Origin of the sequence: Vibrio sp. 10N.261.46.A3, assembly GCF_041472995.1 — a bacterium.
Classification (GTDB): domain Bacteria; phylum Pseudomonadota; class Gammaproteobacteria; order Enterobacterales; family Vibrionaceae; genus Vibrio; species Vibrio coralliirubri.
Map to the genome: position 1 here is coordinate 28,993 of NZ_JBFRRH010000004.1, position 13,359 is coordinate 42,351.

At 43.1% G+C, this 13,359-nt stretch carries 15 protein-coding genes; 8 read left to right on the forward strand and 7 right to left on the reverse strand.

What is annotated here, in order from left to right; genetic code table 11:
• Positions 1-445: 445 nt before the first annotated feature.
• The gene (locus AB4484_RS01465; RefSeq protein ID WP_372076104.1) at positions 446-2,032 is read left to right on the forward strand and encodes a BCCT family transporter; all 1,587 of its coding nucleotides are present in this window, start codon (positions 446-448) and stop codon (positions 2,030-2,032) included.
• 128 nt (positions 2,033-2,160) lie between these two features.
• Here the strand turns inward: AB4484_RS01465 and AB4484_RS01470 are convergent, their stop codons facing one another.
• Positions 2,161-2,523, reverse strand: a complete 363-nt coding sequence (locus tag AB4484_RS01470) for a RidA family protein (protein ID WP_017062654.1) — start codon at positions 2,521-2,523, stop codon at positions 2,161-2,163.
• Positions 2,524-2,804: 281 nt separating this feature from the next.
• Between AB4484_RS01470 and AB4484_RS01475 the strand changes: the two genes are divergently transcribed.
• Positions 2,805-3,251 (forward strand): DUF417 family protein, encoded by a 447-nt coding sequence (locus AB4484_RS01475; protein WP_372076106.1) that lies wholly within the window; start codon positions 2,805-2,807, stop codon positions 3,249-3,251.
• A 115-nt stretch (positions 3,252-3,366) separates the two neighbouring features.
• On the opposite strand, the gene AB4484_RS01480 is transcribed toward AB4484_RS01475, so the two are convergent.
• The 5 genes from AB4484_RS01480 to AB4484_RS01500 all read right to left on the reverse strand — a co-directional run bounded on the left by AB4484_RS01480 (position 3,367) and on the right by AB4484_RS01500 (position 6,598).
• Positions 3,367-3,885, reverse strand: a complete 519-nt coding sequence (locus AB4484_RS01480; RefSeq protein WP_372076108.1) for a GNAT family N-acetyltransferase — start codon at positions 3,883-3,885, stop codon at positions 3,367-3,369.
• A 69-nt stretch (positions 3,886-3,954) separates the two neighbouring features.
• Positions 3,955-4,419 (reverse strand): acyltransferase, encoded by a 465-nt coding sequence (locus tag AB4484_RS01485; protein ID WP_372076110.1) that lies wholly within the window; start codon positions 4,417-4,419, stop codon positions 3,955-3,957.
• Between the two features lie 118 nt (positions 4,420-4,537).
• The gene (locus AB4484_RS01490) at positions 4,538-4,687 is read right to left on the reverse strand and encodes a hypothetical protein (RefSeq protein WP_372076112.1); all 150 of its coding nucleotides are present in this window, start codon (positions 4,685-4,687) and stop codon (positions 4,538-4,540) included.
• A 94-nt stretch (positions 4,688-4,781) separates the two neighbouring features.
• A complete protein-coding gene (locus tag AB4484_RS01495) occupies positions 4,782-5,138 on the reverse strand; it encodes a hypothetical protein (RefSeq protein ID WP_050651723.1) in 357 nt (118 codons plus the stop codon).
• Positions 5,139-5,350: 212 nt separating this feature from the next.
• A complete protein-coding gene (locus AB4484_RS01500; protein WP_372076114.1) occupies positions 5,351-6,598 on the reverse strand; it encodes a RidA family protein in 1,248 nt (415 codons plus the stop codon).
• Positions 6,599-7,376: 778 nt separating this feature from the next.
• Between AB4484_RS01500 and AB4484_RS01505 the strand changes: the two genes are divergently transcribed.
• Together AB4484_RS01505 and AB4484_RS01510 are read left to right on the forward strand one after the other, a co-directional pair.
• Positions 7,377-7,811, forward strand: a complete 435-nt coding sequence (locus tag AB4484_RS01505; protein ID WP_372076116.1) for a hypothetical protein — start codon at positions 7,377-7,379, stop codon at positions 7,809-7,811.
• 12 nt (positions 7,812-7,823) lie between these two features.
• Entirely contained in the window at positions 7,824-8,348 is a 525-nt protein-coding gene (locus tag AB4484_RS01510) for a hypothetical protein (RefSeq protein WP_372076118.1), read from the forward strand.
• 83 nt (positions 8,349-8,431) lie between these two features.
• On the opposite strand, the gene AB4484_RS01515 is transcribed toward AB4484_RS01510, so the two are convergent.
• On the reverse strand, positions 8,432-9,316 hold the full coding sequence (locus tag AB4484_RS01515) for an AraC family transcriptional regulator (protein ID WP_017067592.1): 885 nt from the start codon (positions 9,314-9,316) through the stop codon (positions 8,432-8,434).
• A gap of 193 nt (positions 9,317-9,509) precedes the next feature.
• Here AB4484_RS01515 and AB4484_RS01520 point away from each other — a divergent pair, with 193 nt between their 5' ends.
• From AB4484_RS01520 to AB4484_RS01535, 4 genes are all read left to right on the forward strand, one after another.
• Positions 9,510-10,658, forward strand: a complete 1,149-nt coding sequence (locus AB4484_RS01520; RefSeq protein ID WP_372076120.1) for an iron-containing alcohol dehydrogenase — start codon at positions 9,510-9,512, stop codon at positions 10,656-10,658.
• A 225-nt stretch (positions 10,659-10,883) separates the two neighbouring features.
• The gene (locus AB4484_RS01525; protein WP_048606287.1) at positions 10,884-11,630 is read left to right on the forward strand and encodes an amino acid ABC transporter ATP-binding protein; all 747 of its coding nucleotides are present in this window, start codon (positions 10,884-10,886) and stop codon (positions 11,628-11,630) included.
• Entirely contained in the window at positions 11,630-12,427 is a 798-nt protein-coding gene (locus AB4484_RS01530) for an amino acid ABC transporter permease (RefSeq protein ID WP_017062664.1), read from the forward strand. The genes AB4484_RS01525 and AB4484_RS01530 overlap by 1 nt, the downstream gene beginning before the upstream one ends.
• Before the next feature lie 12 nt (positions 12,428-12,439).
• Positions 12,440-13,249 carry a transporter substrate-binding domain-containing protein gene (locus tag AB4484_RS01535; protein WP_050634275.1) on the forward strand — a complete coding sequence of 270 codons (810 nt, stop codon included), beginning with the start codon at positions 12,440-12,442 and terminating at the stop codon, positions 13,247-13,249.
• The last annotated feature ends 110 nt before the right edge of the window (positions 13,250-13,359 follow it).

The following is a 13,359-nucleotide window of genomic DNA, read 5'->3' on the forward strand; positions in this document are numbered from 1 at the left end:
TATCCCTTAAGTTGTTGTTTCAAGATGTTTAATTTAAATGGGACTTTCCTCGCCACTTAAATCTCTTCGCAAAACAACTGTAGGTAACAGCGCCAATTTAACACCTAAAATATTCAGTATTTATAAAATGACTCGCATTAATTTGTTTATAGCATGCAATAAGTCGACACTTATTTTGCACCAACAACTAATATTAATTTATTTCGGAAAGCTAAAAAATAACGTCTCAAAAATCAGAAATGTGATTTGGATTCGAGAAAAAAATTCGTATCAAAACTAGCCAAAAAGTAGTGATTTAAAAGCGATTTGGGATTCTTTTGGGAATTCGCCCACTTTTTGATAACAAATGTGTTAGTATCGGCGGCTTTTTTGACGAACCTCACATTTCTATGCAAGTGTGGGAGAAATACATAGGCTTGAAAGAGCCAAATATAGCGAAGAAATAATGTCCAACTTGACGCAAGTCGCCAACGAAAACATCAACGCAGAATCTACTTCTATCGATTTCAATAAAGCTCAATCTTTGGGTGAAAAACTGGAACTCGGAAACCCAGTCTTTTGGCTTAGTGGCAGTTTTTTAACCCTCTTTGTCATCCTAGCCTTCACCAACACCTCCGTGTTGTCCGAACTTGTAAACATCGGCTTTAGTTATTCAACTAAATGGTTCGGTGCTTTCTGGCAAGTCCTACTACTTCTCAACTTCATTATCGGTTTAGTGCTTGCACTAGGTCGCACCGGCCACGTTCGCTTAGGAACGCTTGTCCTACCTGAAATGACCACCTTTAAATGGATGTCTATCGTCCTATGTACGCTGCTAGCCGGCGGTGGTGTGTTCTGGGCAGCCGCAGAGCCTATCGCTCACTTTGTTTCAGCTCCGCCACTGTATGGCAACGCAGATCCTCAAGCAATGGCGTTCAATGCTCTATCACAATCTTTCATGCACTGGGGTTTCCTTGCATGGGCAATCTTAGGTGGCTTGTCTTCCATCGTGTTAATGCACCTGCATTACGACAAAGGTCTTCCTCTTAAGCCACGCACGCTGCTTTACCCAGTACTTGGCGACAAAGCAATCAATAGCTGGATTGGTAACGTAGTCGACGCATGCAGCATCGTGGCTGTAGCCGCAGGTACTATCGGCCCTATTGGCTTCCTTGGCCTACAAATCAGCTACGCGTTGAGCGAACTGTTTGGCATTTCAGACAGCTTTGCAACACAAAGTGTCGTTATTATCTTTGCTATCGCAATGTACACGCTTTCTGCTTTGAGTGGTGTGAACAAAGGTATCCAACTAGTAAGCCGTTACAACATCATCTTGTCTGTGTGTCTAATCGGCTACATCCTTCTAGTTGGTCCAACGAGCTTCATCGTTGATGGCTACCTGCAAGGTATGGGCGAAATGGTTGATAACTTCATCCCAATGGCGCTATACCGCCAAGATACAGCGTGGCTAGGTGGTTGGACGGTATTCTTCTGGGGTTGGTTCTTAGGTTATGGCCCAATGATGGCTATCTTCATTGCTCGTATCTCACGTGGCCGTACTATTCGCCAAATGATCGTTTCTATCAGTATCGTTGCACCGCTTGTAACGTGTTTCTGGTTCAGCATCGTTGGTGGTAGTGGTCTAGCGTTTGAATTAGAGAACCCAGGTGTGATTTCTAGTGCGTTCGAAGGCTTCAACCTTCCGGCGGTTCTTCTAGCAATTACCGCGCAACTGCCGTTCCCTACTCTGATTGCGATTTTGTTCTTGATCCTGACGACCACGTTCATCGTGACAACAGGTGACTCAATGACTTACACAATCAGTGTGGTAATGACAGGAACAACAGAGCCAAACGCAGCGGTACGTACCTTCTGGGGTATCATCATGGGTGCGGTAGCGATCGCACTTATCTCAATGGGTTCAGGCGGCATCTCCGCTCTACAGTCGTTCATTGTGATCACAGCCGTTCCGGTATCGTTTATCTTACTGCCATGCTTATGGCACGCACCGAAGATCGCGAAGCAGATGGCAAGAGATCAAGGTCTCGCTTAATACCTAATCCGATTTAGTTTCAGATAACCTAGAACACTAAAAAGCCACTCAAGTGATTCACCTGAGTGGCTTTGTTTTATCTGCTCGTTATATGTATCGTCGAAGCTTAGTTCTGCCGATAGTTCGGCTTATTGAAACTTTTCACCCGCAGCAACCATGAATGACATTTCAACCAATAGCTCAGGATTAGCAAGTTCTGCTTTCACGCATGCACGACTTGGCGCACAGCCTTCAGGGAACCACGCTTCCCAAACTTCATTGAGTGCATCAAAGTTAGCGAAATCAGTTAGATAAATAGTCACTGACAATACGCGAGATTTATCACTGTCTACCAAACTCATCATTTCTTCAGCTTGTTCGAAGATTTGCTGAACCTGACTCTTAATTCCTGCCGTTGTATCCGTCTCAGCCACTTCCACAAAGCTTGCGATACCGTTAAATACCGTCACATCAGACCAACGTTTGGTCGGGTTAATTCTATGAATTTTCACTGGTTATACTCTTCTTATAATTAGGGTGAACATCAGCGTAATCTAATCCAAATCATGAATATTGAAAACAAAAATTGCAAAGCTCGCGGCACCTTTTGAACAGCACTATCGCTTCCCCATTGCTTTGGCTTTCAACATCACCAGCCTTTAAGTTCCTATCAAGACAATAAGTCGTTACCTGTTAAGTTTTCAGATAAATATATTAAGTATTATTCACAGCGCGAAATTTAATCTGAGCTCTTGCGGTCATATTCAGGGATTTTATTAAATGGAGTACTTTTATGCATGTTCAAACCTATGATTTAAAACATAGTAATGTGGGATATAACCTTGGAGTGGTTGGAGTAGCATTAGTGCTCGCTTGGATTGGTATTTATAAGTTTACGCCAACCGAAGCGATGCTCATTGAACCGCTAATCGCAAATCATCCTGCAATGAACTGGCTTTACAATCTGTTCTCAGTGCAAGCTGTGTCTAACATGGTGGGTGGCGCGGAGATCGTTGTTGCGATTGGACTGATCGTTGGATTTAAGAAACCGACAGTAGCTTTCTACTCAGGCATTGCGGCAGCGGCTATCTTTGTTGTGACACTCAGCTTCCTGATTACAACGCCAAACGCTTGGAAAGTATCGGATGGCATCTTAGTCACTAACTTCTTCCTAGTGAAAGATATCCTGTTTTTAGCGATCGCAATTAGCGTAATCGAACGTAATAAACCTCAAAAGTAACTGTAAATCTAGAAGTGGCCGTAACTAGAATTAACCTTAAACCGTGAAATAAAAAGGCTCGAAGCTGGCTAGAAGGACGCTGCCAGCTTCTAATGTATAAAGCACTGATACTCTCCTAATCAGCTAACACCTTACGATAATAGTTGGCATCTTGATGTTCTCCTTTGAACACCGCGTAGTTCTCAACATGCTCGACCAATTCAAAACCTGTATTGGATAAGATTTTGTTGGAACCGACATTGCCCACTAACGCATAGGCATCAACATATTTAAGGTTGGTCTGCTGCGTCAAATAGTCTAGAAACTGCTTTACCGCGTTAGACGCAATGCCTTTTGAAGCAAAGGAATGACCAACTCGATAGCCTAGCTCTCCACTTTCAGAGCTTTGGTCGATATCGCGAATGTTGATTCTTCCACATACAGTGCCATTGATGTCTTTGATCAACATAGGGATCATCTCACCGTTCTCATATTCAGTGAGAAAGCTCGTGATTTGCTCGGCAACACCCTCATAGGAATAGAAACGGTCTTCCCTAGCTGGAACAAATTGCTCAAACCACTCTCTATTTTCGACCTCAAAATCCAAGAGCGCACTTGCGTCATTCAGTTGAAGTAAGTGTAAAAATACATCCATGACAAATACTCTAATGTTTCCCTAAAAAGCCGCACCTTATGATTCATGAATCGTGGCTTATTAATTCGGTTACGGTAAATCTCTCAATTTCTTGGCTGGGTTACCTGCGTATATACCTTTCTCAGTAATGTCTTTCGTTACCACACTGCCCGCGCCGATTACTGCACCTTCGCAAATGCTCACAGACAGAACTGCAGCGTTAGAACCAATCGTGACGTTGTCAGCTATCAAGGTACGTCCCCAACTGTTTGGGTTAGGATCTGGTTTGCCCTCTTTGAATAAGTCGTTGGCAAACATGACTCCGTGACCAACAAAACAATCACTTCCAATGGTCACATACTCGCAGATAAAGGTGTGAGATTGAATCTTACTTCTCGCACCTATCACGGTGTTCTTTTGAATCTCAACAAAGGGGCCAACGAACACATCATCTTTAAGCTCACAGCTATAAACGTTACTTGGTTCGATAATAGTGACATTCTCGCCACAGGTAATATCAGTAATCTGTGACTTTAATATTCTTGGACTTGCCATACTTCACTTCCTCTCGACATTAGCGTCACAATTCAACCTAAGCGATTGTGCCGTATGCATTAAAGTGCATCAAATAGATGTGTTGAGAGTTGGTAATGGATCAAAGATTCTGCATAAATTAAAACAGTCCCACCAGCATAACTGACAACAGTACGCCACCAATAAAACTTGGAGTGTGGAATGGCCGAGCTTTAGATCTAACGTACTCTTTTTGAAGGTCTTCTTGGTAAGTTTTAATGGCGAGTTCTTTTACGTAGTTATTTTGCATAATAAGCTCCTACTTAATCAGTAAGAGAAGCTTAAGACTTGAAGTTAGGTTGAGGTAAAGCAAAAAATCAGATTAATTGAACACTTTATTTTTGTTACTCGAGGATTACTCTGAACACATCGTTATTCACGCCGCCAACATCGACTAACTCTCCCGGTTTCATTAGAAGCGAGGTGTTAAGCTGTCGTGTTGAACGTGGCTCTTTTGTTTCTCGAATCACTAACATATCGACAAAGTAGCCAGAGTCTTTCTTTGATATTGAGCCCGAAAACGTAACGCTTTCAACCCTATCGGCAAGGACTGAATTGAATGTTTTATCCTCTAAAACACCTGCGGAGATGGATGTATCACCATAAAATAGCGTGATGGTTGTTGGGTCGGGTACCAACTCTTGATTGGACGAACACCCTATTAGGGTAAGGCATAGCAGTAAAATGGCTCGAAATTGCATAAACGGGTTTCTTTATTACGTTAAGCGTCTGTTTTTCATATTAAAACACTTCAACCTTATAAATACCATGTTTACGGGATAAGCTTAGGTGTGTCGCTTCGATGGATTTGAGTAATGAGGTGAACGGATCAGATCACGGCCTGTTGAATTTGCTCCCTATTTGGAAGCTAAACCGAGATCTGATCGAGATTATCGAGAAGGGTTCAATTGATTTAAGCAACAACGTCTTGTGGAGGTGTCCCTTCACAGTTAGAAACGACAGCATCAATTTGTACTAGAGCATTCGTTGGGATTTCTGAAACCCCGACTACCGTTCTTGCAGGCAGCTCAGCATTAAAGAATGTGGTGTAGATTTCGTTTACCGCATCAATATCTGAAATATCCTTAAGTTGAATATTAATTTTCACCGTATCGTCCATGCTATGGTCAACGCTTTCAATTATCGCCTTAATATTATTTAAGCATTGTTCAGCTTGTTCTTTTACACCACCAGCAACAATTTCATTTGTTTTCGGATCTAAAGGTAATTGTCCTGAAATATGATTGTAGTGAGAGAAAGCCACTGTGTGCGAATAAGGCATAAATGGTGCAGCATCGGTATTATTGGCTTCTATTACCAGTAAACGAGTGTCTTCAGGTAATTGTGGCGGTGTACCGTCGCCATGTGAAACGGATGTATCAATTTGAATTAAAGCACCCATTGGTAATTCAGCGGCATTAACAACGGTACGAGCAGGAACATAGCTTGGGAAGAATTTAGCACATACTTCATTTACCACTTCCGCATCTGCGATATTTTTTAGGTAGATAGTCGTTTTAACCACATCATTCATTACATGACCAATGCTTTCTAGAATAGCTTTGATGTTTGATAGACATTGTGCTGTTTGCGATTCGATACCACCATCAACCAACTCACCTGTGGTTACATCTATAGGCAACTGAGCTGAAAGATTGTTGTAGTGAGAAAAGGCTGCAGTCTGCGTGGACACAGTACTTTGAGGTGCATTATCCGTATTTCTTGATACCTTAACTAGTGCGCAAGGTGCTTGTGGTTTAGTGCCTTCACCGTTAGAAATGAGAGCATCCATTTGAACCAGCGCATCGCTGTTTGGCAGTGCAGCGACACCCACGACATTGCGTGTTGGCAGGCTGTTGTGGAAGAAGCTTTTGTAAACTTCATCAATAGCATCGATATCAGAAATATTCTTAACGAAAACATTAATCTTCACGACATCATCCATAACATGGTCGATGCTTTCAACAATCGATTTAATATTATTCAAACATTGTTCGGCTTGATCTTTAATATCACCGACGACTATTTCACCCGTTTTAGGGTCAATCGGAAGTTGAGCAGAAAAGTTATTATAATGAGAAAAAGCGACCGTTTGTGTAGATACAGAATTAATTGGTGCGTTTTCAGTGTTTCTTGAAATTTTAATGATATCGCTACTCATCGGTATTATCCTTTTAATAAAATAGGTATACGTATTTATATTTAACAATCGTATTTTGAAGAATGATTAAAGTAGCGCCATGTTAGTTTAATTGTTTTAGGAGAAACGTGATAACCGTCAGGCTATCACTTAACTATAAATCAGCACGTTACAGAATAATTAGTCACAACACGACTAATTATCCGCAATATGAACGCTAACCGAGTAATAAATTCTTTCTATTTTCAGATATATTCAACAATCATGAATACTATCTCAGACAGACTGAGGAATAATTTTAGTAATTTAGAAAGAATTTGATAGGTCGTTCACACTAAAGTTCTTAGAAACCGCTTACTGACTGTATTGTTTGATTTTTATTCTTATATACGTGCATAAAGTCTTAACCTAAATAACTAATTATTTTAGGGCGCTTTTACTATATAAATACATTAATAATAAATTAGAAATTCAAACAACAACATACTGAAATTACCTACAGTTCAATACATTTGCTCATCTTGATTAACAAGGGGTGATATTCCCACAAGTTTCCCTTTTCTAAGCCCGCTCTCTCAACTACAGCCTGAGTAAATAGCTCATAGCTGAAACATGTTATGCATCAGGCAAATAACTCTTATGTTTCAAGGTCATTATCCAACATATGCCCACCAAGATAGTATGCACGCAACATGAAGATCACTTATCGCTTCATTAATTTAAATCTATTTGTCGACCTCGAAGAGAGTTCAATATCAATGATTAAACGAATTTGTTTGGTCAACTTGAGGATTAGAAAGTGAACAAAAAAACAAAACTGTTAGGCCTGAGCCTAGTCATGACCTCCCTCTCTGCTCTTGCTAGTGGTGGCTACATCACAGACCCAACCACTCACATTTCATTCAATTACGACAACGTGACCCTTGAGGTTGCTCAGCAAGAGCTTGCGACATGCCAAGGTGTTGCTGAGTCAACGCTTACAGCACCTACAGAAACCAAGAAAGGAAGCGGCGTAAAAGGCGCAGCTAAAGGGGCGGCGGCTGGCGCTGCTGTTGGCGCTATCTCTGGCGGATCTGGCTCTGACGCTGCCAAGACTGGTGCGGCGATTGGTGTTGTATCCGGTAGAGTTAGCGGCCGACGAGCAGGGGCTCAGGCCGAAGAAGATAACAATGCCATGTATGCGACGGTGTTGAGAAACTGCATGATTGATAAGAAATATAACGCCCTGAACTAAGGAGATTCGGCAATGACAAAGCGCATTAAAACAAGAGTGTTAGCAGCTCTATTGGCAGGGTTTTCCGCTCCGTCGATGGCTGATATTGCGTTCGGCTTGGGGTATCAGGAGGGTGATAAACTCTCATCTCAATACGTCGACCTGATGTTTCGTGGTGACATATTTGAGATTGGCGGTGAGTACCAGAACAGAAAGCGTGATGACCAACTAGAAGACTACGACCAAGACGCGATCAGTGAAGGCATGGCGTTTTTAAAGGTAGGCGCAGGTTACAGCTTCCCGCTTAAACGCATCACGGTTCGCCCTTATTATAATTTCGGCATAGGTGGCGCTCAGCTCAGCGACGAGGTTGATGACGCGGCCAACCCTGACGCAACCTATTTCAACGTCCTCGGTGTATCGACTAAATGGAAGTTTGCAGAGCTAAAAATGGAATGGAGAAACTACCAAGTGGACAGCGGCGAGTCAGAGGGTGAGGATCTACCTTATGACATTGATGAGGATACGTTTAACGTGTCTATTGGCATGGCATTCTAGCGATTGATTTTATGGGGCTAAACAAACTCGTTAGAGCAGTGAAGCCTTCTACTTCCTCTCCCGCCAATCAACAATATAAAGAACTAAACCGCTCTTGGAGTAGTATTGAAGTGGCGCTTAAATTCGCGACTGAATTGGGATGGGCTCGAATAGCCGACTCGACGTGCAGCATCGCTGATTCTCAGGCCTTCTAGTTGAATCAGCTCTTTCGCTTTGTTAAGTCTAACCTTCTTCAAATATTGCAGTGGTGACTCAAACGTGACATTACGGAATGCATTGTGGAAGGCAGACACGCTCATGTTAGCTTCGTCAGCAAGCGATTGAACAGTGATGGTTTGGTCGTACTCTTCATGCACTTTAGACAGCGCTTTGGCAACACGTGCGTAATGTCCATCATGATGAGCTAAATCAAACAGCACACGCCCTTCTGAACCGGTTAATGCGCGGTAGACAATCTCTGTCACCATGGCATCGCCCAATATATTGGCTTCAATGTCGCAATGTAGCGTTTTCACCAATCGGGTAAAGCTCTCTAGCATTTGCTCTTCCATTGGCGTCGATTCTAAGCCGCTCGAGTTCTGTTTGTGCTTGTTGCAGTAGCTCTCTAGAAAGCCCTGATCTTCGAGCTTTTTGACTAAGCTATGTAAACGTTGAGAATCAATGCTAATCGACAAGCCAAGCAATGGTTCTCCATTAACAGGCAAGGCTTCGCACTCTAACGGCATTGGCACACCCACCACAAGATAATCACCTGCAGCGTAAGTCACTGGCCTTTCGCCAATGTAGATGTTCTTTTTACCCTGTCCGAGCATGATAATGCCAGACTGGTAAGTAAATGGCTGACGCTGATTCCCGCCACTGCTTCTATACAACCACACGCCGCTAATTTCAGTTTCTCTGATCCCTTCGAGATCATCCCAACCTTTGTGTTCTACATAAGACTGTAATAACTGTGCGAGTGTTTTCATAAGTGGCGACTTTCCATTCCAAGTGCTAAGAGTAAGTAAGCTAAAGCAGAGGAAGAATATCAAGTTTGTAGAAATAGGCAATTTATTTGGAGGAACAGCTCTTCATTGACCTAGATTACTGTACTAATATGCAAATATAGAAATTGAGCAATATACCAAAATAACAAATTTCGCTTTACACAAGGAATCTCTGATGCAATTTACTTACGTTAACCCTACTGTTATCCATTTCGGTCAAGGCCAAATCAACGCTATCAGCCAAGCGGTTGATACTTCAAAGAAAGTACTGGTCATCTATGGTGGCGGTTCAATCAAGAGCAACGGTGTTTACGACCAAGTTGTAGAATCTTTGAAAGATCACTCTTGGATTGAATTCTCTGGCGTTGAAGCAAACCCTACCAAAGAAACGCTAGACAAAGCAGTCGCTCTTGTTAAAGAAGAAAACGTAGAGTTCATTATCGCGGTTGGCGGTGGTTCAGTAATCGACGGCTCTAAGTACGTTGCTGCAGCGGCTAAATACGACGGCGACGGTTGGGACATTCTAACGGGCAAACACCAAGTAACAGAAGCGACGCCAATCGGTGCGGTACTGACACTTCCTGCGACAGGTTCTGAATCTAACATGGGCGCGGTAATCACGCGTAAAGCGACTCAAGAGAAGCTTGCTTTCCTCAACCCTGCAGTACAGCCTAAGTTTGCAGTTATGGACCCTGATGTAATGAAGTCTCTGCCTGAGCGCCAACTGATCAATGGTTTAGTTGATGCGTGGGTACACGTGTGTGAGCAATACATCACGATGCCAACAGACGCAATGGTTCAAGACGGTTACGCAGAAACACTGCTTAAGAACCTACTTGTACTGGGTAAGCAATACGACGAGCGTGACAACGACGCATGGCGTGCAAACCTAATGTGGACAGCAAACCAAGCGCTTAACGGCCTGATTGGTACGGGTGTTCCTCAAGATTGGGCAACGCACATGATTGGCCACGAATTCACAGCACTATGGCACGTAGACCACGCACGCTCACTTGCGATCGTTCAACCTTCACTACTTCGCAACCAAATTGAAGCGAAACGTGGCAAGCTAGAGCAAATGGGTCGTAACGTATTTGGCCTAGAAGCGGGTACTGATTTAGCAGAACGCACAATCACTGCAATCGAAGCCTTCTACCACAGCCTAGACGTAGCAACCATGTTCGACGGCTACGAAACAAACAAAGCAACAGCGATTGACAATGTTGTCGCTCAACTTGAATCACACGGCTACCTACAACTTGGTGAGAATCAAGCAATCACGCCAGAGAAAACACGTGAGATTCTAGAGTCTGCGATTCACTAAGAATCGGGAAAATAGAGAGAAAGTAAAGATAGTGGTCATACAACGATGAATTTTCACATCTGACTGAACCCATTACTTTTTTCTTTCGTACAACAGAAGCAGCGTTCATTTTGAGCGCTGCTTTTTAATTTGCCCTACAAGATGCTATTAAATTCTCATAAGTCCCTAATTTTATGTGCAATCATATTTCTATATTGTTAAGGTAAACCTGTCTCTTTACTAGGTATGAACAACGATTTGAACAATCTCAAGGAAATGGTTAAGTTTAAGTCACTTAACAAGTGGTATGGTGATTTTCATGCCCTAAAGGATATCGATTTAAATATTGAACAAGGAGAGATAGTGGTGATTTGCGGGCCGTCTGGTTCGGGTAAATCAACCTTGATCCGTTGTATCAATCAGCTAGAACCTTTCGAAAGTGGCGAACTTTCCGTGCTAGAACAAGTACTCCCGAGTAAGTTCAACACACCGGGCCAAGTCGGAATGGTGTTTCAGCACTTTCATTTATTCCCCCACCTTACCGTGCTTGAGAACCTAACTCTTTCTCCGATACGTACGCTGAAAAAAAGCAAACAAGAAGCCGAGAAGATAGCAATGCACTATCTCGAGCGTGTGCACATTGCAGAACAAGCCAACAAATACCCAGTGCAACTTTCTGGCGGCCAGCAACAACGAGTGGCTATCGCCCGTTCTCTGTGTATGAAGCCGGAATTACTCTTATTCGATGAACCAACTTCAGCGCTTGATCCGGAGATGATCAACGAAGTGCTCGATGTGATGGTTGAACTGGCGAGCGAAGGCATCACGATGGTGTGTGTGACCCACGAAATGGGCTTTGCTAAACAAGTGGCCGACCGCGTTATCTTCATGGATGAAGGACAAATTGTGGAATCGAATACTCCACAAGCGCTCTTTGAAAACCCTCAACATGAACGTACTCAAGCGTTCCTAAATCAGATCCTGACTTATTGATGTTGATTCGAATTATTAAACCCGCCCTTTCCGCTCTAATACAAATAGTTGTACTGGTGGCCGCTGTTGTTTGGATTCTCGATTCTGGCGCACAAACCATGGGATACAGCTGGCAATGGGAGCGCGTGCCGGACTATATTGCTTTCTATGAAGATGGCGAATGGTGGCCTGCTGAATTAGTTGAAGGGCTACTGGTTACTATCAATATCTCGTTGATTTCTTTAGTCGCGACACTGATCATTGGTTTAACGACAGCGCTATTGAGAAACTCCAATTCTGTGGTTGGACGCACCTTAGCCACCAGCTATGTTGAGTTGATTCGTAACACGCCGTTATTAGTACAAATCTATTTGCTCTATTTTGTGTTTGGCCCCGTATTAGGGCTGGATCGTTTTAGCACTGCCGTTTTAGCCTTGGCACTTTTCCAAGGTGCTTACACCGCCGAAATCTTCCGTGCTGGTCTAAATGGTATTGCGAGAGGACAATTTGAAGCAGCTCAATCTTTGGGTTTATCAAAGACCTATACTTACTGGGATGTGATTCTTCCTCAGGTGGTGCAACGCACCTTGCCACCTTTGACTAATGAAGTGATCTCTCTTATCAAAAACTCTTCGATTGTGAGTGTCATGGCTATCTTTGACCTAACAACCGAAGCCAGAAACATCGTTTCTGAAACCGCGATGCCATTTGAGATTTGGTTCTCTGTGGCGATCATTTACCTTGCACTTACACTTTCACTTTCTGCCGTTGCAGCTTGGCTTGAGCATAAGCTCGGAGCTAACTGGCGAACACAATAAGGATTTATCAGCATGAAGCTATTTAAAACCGCAATTACAGCCCTACTTGCGCTTGCCGTCAGTTTGCCTGCACTTGCTTCTGAAACGCCTAACCTAGACAAAATAAACGAACGTGGCTCTCTACGCGTTGGTATGTCGACGTTTGTTCCTTGGGCGATGCGTAACAAACAAGGCGATCTTGTTGGCTTTGAAATCGATGTAGCGAAGCGCCTTGCCGAAGATTCGGGTTGGAAGGTCGAATTCGTTCCTACGGCATGGGACGGCATCATCCCTTCTCTACTTTCGAACAAGTTTGATGTAATCATCGGCGGTTTATCTATCACTGAAGCTCGCGCTAAAAGCGTATTGTTCACTGAACCTTACTCGCATTCTGGCGTTCAACTAGCGGCGAATAAAGAGCTAGCAGAAGGTTTTACACAAATCTCTGATTTTGATTCTCGCCGTGTGAAAATTGCCGCTCGTCGTGGCGCATTCACGGTTCAAGTAGCTCGTGAAACCTTCCCTAAAGCGAAAGTTCTACAGTTCGATGACGATGCTCAAGCATTCCAAGAAGTATTAAACGGCAACGCACACGCGGTTATCGCATCTAGCCCGAAACCAGAACATGAAGCGATTAAAAACGCAGACACGCTATTTATTCCATTTGAAGAACGCCTATCAAAAGGTAATGAAGCATTTGCAGTTCGCCTAGGTGAAACTGACAAGACAGAATTCTTCAACGAATGGATCAAAGCACGTACTGAAGACGGTTGGTTGAAAGAGCGCTACGAGTACTGGTTCTCTACTCTCGATTGGCAAGACCAGATTGCTCAAGGTCAGTAATCAGAACTTGAATCAAGGCAGTGCATTGTTTGCGCTGTCTTGTTTAAGACAACGAGATAGCTATAACCTCATAGCCACCTCTCACAACACATCAATTATTATCGTTTAAA